5 protein-coding genes are annotated in these 4092 nt (G+C 79.1%); 1 reads left to right on the top strand and 4 read right to left on the bottom strand.

Translation table 11 applies throughout. The features are described 5' to 3' along the window. Positions 1-258: hypothetical protein (locus GTR00_RS15920; RefSeq protein ID WP_166612570.1), on the bottom strand; the 258-nt coding region annotated here is incomplete at its 3' end. Between the two features lie 39 nt (positions 259-297). Further along, entirely contained in the window at positions 298-1431 is a 1134-nt protein-coding gene (locus GTR00_RS15915; RefSeq protein WP_205705942.1) for a glycosyltransferase, read from the bottom strand. Between the two features lie 261 nt (positions 1432-1692). On the opposite strand from GTR00_RS15915, the gene GTR00_RS15910 reads away from it, so the two are divergent. Continuing rightward, positions 1693-3180 (top strand): glycosyltransferase, encoded by a 1488-nt coding sequence (locus GTR00_RS15910; RefSeq protein WP_166612569.1) that lies wholly within the window; start codon positions 1693-1695, stop codon positions 3178-3180. Positions 3181-3195: 15 nt separating this feature from the next. Here GTR00_RS15910 and GTR00_RS15905 read toward each other — a convergent pair whose 3' ends face one another. After that, a complete protein-coding gene (locus GTR00_RS15905; protein ID WP_166612568.1) occupies positions 3196-3738 on the bottom strand; it encodes a DUF456 domain-containing protein in 543 nt (180 codons plus the stop codon). 50 nt (positions 3739-3788) lie between these two features. After that, positions 3789-3989 (bottom strand): DUF7455 domain-containing protein, encoded by a 201-nt coding sequence (locus GTR00_RS15900; RefSeq protein ID WP_166612571.1) that lies wholly within the window; start codon positions 3987-3989, stop codon positions 3789-3791. Positions 3990-4092 lie beyond the last annotated feature (103 nt).

Below are 4092 nucleotides of genomic sequence, written 5' to 3'. Positions count from 1 at the left end.
CCCGATGCGCACCCAGCCCGAGCCGGAGTCGGCGACCTGCTGCAAGGCGGTGGTGTTCACCGGCCAGTCCCGCCACAGGGAGAACACCTCCACCCCCGTCCCCAACACGCGCGAGGGAGCCGCCGCACGCCCCCCGTGCTCCTCCTGCGCGTCCAGGTCCCCCGGCGCCGGGACGCGCACCAGCAGCGCGGTCACCACGAGCACGAGCACGAGCACGCCCAGCACCGCGCGCACCCGCGGGCCGCGCGACGTGCTCACGGGTTCAGCCCACCGGTCCGGGGCGGTCGAGCACGCCGGTCACCGGGTGCGGCTGCCCAGGCGCGGCTCCCGCAGGTCGATGGACCTGACGCCCCGGCGCACGCCCCGGTACACCTCCACGACCTGCGCGGTGGTGCTCGCCACGTCGTGGTGGTCCACGACGTGGCGACGGGCCAGTTGCCCCTCGGCGTCGGCGCGCGAACGGTCGCCGAGCCGGTGGGCGAGCGCCTGCGCGAGGGCCACCGGGTCCTCGGGCGGCACGACCGCCGACCGCGCCGCGGCCGGCACGGCCTCGCGGGCGCCGGCGACGTCGGTCACCACGACGCTGCGCGCGCACGCGCCCGCCTCCAGCGGGACCAGCGCCATCCCCTCCCAGCGGGAAGCCAGCACCACGCAGTCCGCGGCGGTGTACCAGGGCAGAGCCTCGCCGCGGCCGGCGAACCGGACGCCCGCCGGCGCCCGTGCCTGCAACCGCTCCCGCTCCGGGCCGTCGCCGACGAGCACCAGCTGCGCGTCCGGCAGGGCGCTGCGCACCGCCGACCACGCCTGCAGCAGCACGTCCTGACCCTTCTGGCGGCTCAGCCGCCCGACGCAGACCGCCAGGGGACCGTCGCCCAGCCCCAGTTCCGCGCGGACCGCACCGCGGTCACCGGGGGCGAAGCGCGCGGTGTCGACGCCGTTGGGCACGACCACCGCCCTGCCGTCGAGGGCCAGGTCCGCGTCGAGGCCCTGCTGCAGCTCCGCCCGGCTGACGCACAGCACGCGGTCGGCCCACCGCAGGGTCCGCCGTTCCCACTCCAGGGCGGCTGCCCGCACCGGCCCCTCCACCGCCAGGAAGGACCACGCGTGCGGCTGGTAGACGGTGGGCACCCGACCGCGCAGCACCGCGCGCCCGACGAGCCCGGCCTTGGCGCTGTGCAGGTGCACCACGTCCGGTCGGGCCTCGCGGACGGCGCGGCGCAGCCGCACGGCCTCACCGGTGACCGAGGGGCCCGGGCTGCGCCGCGCCGACCACGGCAGGACCTCGGCGCCGGCGCTCGCGGCCTCGGTGGCCAGGTCGCCGCCGGGCGGGCACGCAAGGAGCACCTCCCACCCCTCGGCGGCCTGGTGCCGCACGAGGTCGACGACGCAGCGCGCGACGCCCTCGGTGGTGGGCTGGGACACGTGCAGCACGCGCGGTCGCTGGGGTGCGCTCACCGGGTGCCCGCCGGGCCGAGCCGGAGCGTTCGTCGGGGTGCTGCCGCTGCGCTCCGACCGCGGTGCCCTCGGTGCAGGACCACGTTCCTCCTCGCCGGCTGGTGGTGGACCGGTGCGCCCGGTCCGCGGCGGTCCGGCGGCCGGACCGCCGCGGCAGCTCACCCTAGGCGGCGGCGGCGCTGACGCAACACGGGTCCCGAGGTGCGCGCCCGGGCGCGGCTGGGGAGAGTTGCGCGCGTGACAACCGCGGCCACCGCTCCCGCAGCGCCGGCGTCCTCGCGCGAGCCGTGGACCGGCTCACCGCTGCGCGTCCTCGTCGCCACCTCGGCGGACCCCGCGCAGGACGAGCAGCTCCCCGGGGACGAGGCGCGCGTCCTCGCCCTCGCCGCCGGTGCGCAGCGCCTCGACACCCTGGTGGTCCGCGTCGGCGCGGGCGGCGGCGGCGTGCGCGCGGCGCGCCGCGTCCGCAGCGCGCTGCGCGCGGCCGACCCCGACGTCGTCCTGGCCACCGGGCGCGCCGCCGCGGCTGCCGCGGTGCCCGCCGCGGTGCTGACCGGGCACCGCGTCGTGCGGGTGCGGCACGCGCACGAGGACCCACTGCCGGGGTGGCTGGAGCGCCGCTGCACCGTCGTGACCCCCGCGTCCTCGAGCGGGGCCGACGCGGCCCACCGCCTCGCGGGGGCCCTGGCCGAGGTGGTGGCGCGCCCCGGCGCCGGCATCGACCCCGCCCAGGCACCGCCGATGAGCCTGGTCGTGCCCGTGTGGCGCGAGGGGGCCCTCGTGGACGACCTCGTGGCCGCGCTGCTCCCGCAGCTGCGCGCCGACGACGAGCTGATCCTCGTCGACGACGGCAGCCCCGACGACACGGGGGAGCGGGTGGAGCGGGCGGCCGCCGAGCACCCGCAGGTCCGCGCGGTGCGCCAGCCGCGCAACGCCGGCGCCGCGGCCGCGCGCAACGCCGGGGTGGCCATCGCCCGCCACCCGCGGGTCGTCTTCACGGACGCCGGTTGCCACTGGGGCGCCTCCTGGCTGGACGGCATGCGGACGCCCTTCGCCGAGCCCGCACCGCCCGACCTCGTCGCCGGGGCGCACGAGGTGAGCCGCCGCGGCGTCCTCGAGGCGGCCTTCGCCGTCGGGTGCTACCCCGACCCGCGGGAGCTGCGGCGCGTCGGCCCCCTGACCGCCGCGTGGTCCAGGTGCTTCGGGCGCCGGTTCGACCCGACCCGCCCGGCGGGCCGCTCCATCGCCGTCACGACGGCGGCGATGGAGCGGGTCGGCGGCTGGCCGGAGGAGGTCAGGGCGCACGAGGACCTCGACCTCAGCCGAGCGATCGCGGAGGCGGGCCTCAAGTGCGTGGCGACCACCGACGCCCCCCTGGTGTGGGACCAGGCCGACGCCCGGGGCATGGCGCGCATGTACGTGCGCTACGGGCGGGGTGACGCCGAGGCGACGGACCGCCAGGCCCTGGCCCGCGACGCCGTGCGGGCCGCCGCCTACGTCGTCGGCCCCCTCGCCCTGGCCCTGGGGGGTCGCACCGCGCGTGCCCTCGTCCTCGCGGGTGCCGCCGTCTACGTGGCGGTGCCGGTCGCGCGCGCCGGGGCGGAGGAGCGGCCGGTGGCCACCGCCGCGCTGGTCCCTGTCGTCGTCGCCCTGAGGGACCTCGCCAAGGCGTGGGGGGCGCTGCGGGCGGTGCTGGAGCGCCGGGGCGGTCGACGGCCCTCCTGACCGGGCGCGGTGCGCTCAGCGGCGCAGCACGAGGGCGCCGACCACCCACACCACCGCGGCGAGGGTGCCGGCCAGGCCCTCCAGGGCCACGGCGAGCCCGACGCCCTTGAGGGCCACCGCGGTGGAGGACCACGCGGCGCCGGCGCGGCCGGGGGAGCGGGGCGTCGCGGCGCCGCCCGCCGGGCCTGCGCCGGGGCGCGCGCGCGGTGAGCGGGCCAGCTCGGCGAGGAAGACCCCGAGCACGAAGCCCAGGGGGAGGCCGAGCACGGGCACGGCGAAGAAGCCGACGACGCCGAGGGCGCCGCCGAGCAGCAGGGTGGTGCGCGGGATGCCGGCGCGGGTCAGGCGCCGGCCGGGCACGAGGTACATGGCGACCTGCCCGGCGACCAGCAGCGCGGCGGCCCCGGCGGAGAAGGCCCAGGCGGCGCCGCCCTGGACGGCGGCCCACACGAGCACCGCGAGGCCGATGAGGACCGTGCCCGGGAGCACGGGCACGACGACGCCGACGAGGCCCACGGCGATCGCCAGGGCCACGACGACGAGCCCGGCGTCACCCACGGGGGTGGCGCCGGGCTCGTCGGTCCGTGCGGGAGCTGTTCAGCGCCGCCTCAGCGCTCGTCGACCGGGGCGGTCGGCGAGGTGGAGGCGAGCTTGCGGGACTCGTCCTGGATGTCCCGCGCGACCTCGCGGAGGGCGTCGCGGTGCTCACGCCCGTGGTGGGCGCAGAAGAGCAGCTCGCCCCCGGAGGCCAGCAGGACCCGCACGTAGGCCTGGGCGCCGCAGCGGTCGCAGCGGTCGGCGGCCGTCATCGGGTCGCTGGCAAGGGCTGTTGTGGTGGTGGTCACTCCACGACTCCTTCCGGTCCTGCGGGCGGCGGCAGCGGGTGCTCCCGCGCCCACTCTCCCCCAACCC

It is taken from the genome of Kineococcus indalonis (assembly GCF_009906395.1).
Classification (GTDB): Bacteria; Actinomycetota; Actinomycetes; order Actinomycetales; family Kineococcaceae; genus Kineococcus; species Kineococcus indalonis.
Note: the sequence above shows the minus strand (reverse complement) of the source record. Positions and strands in the feature narration are given on the sequence as shown.

Bases quoted from the DNA above. Each gene is read 5' to 3' on its own strand.
- GTR00_RS15900 (WP_166612571.1), bottom strand. From the start codon at position 3,989: ATGACGGCCGCCGACCGCTGCGACCGCTGCGGCGCCCAGGCCTACGTG.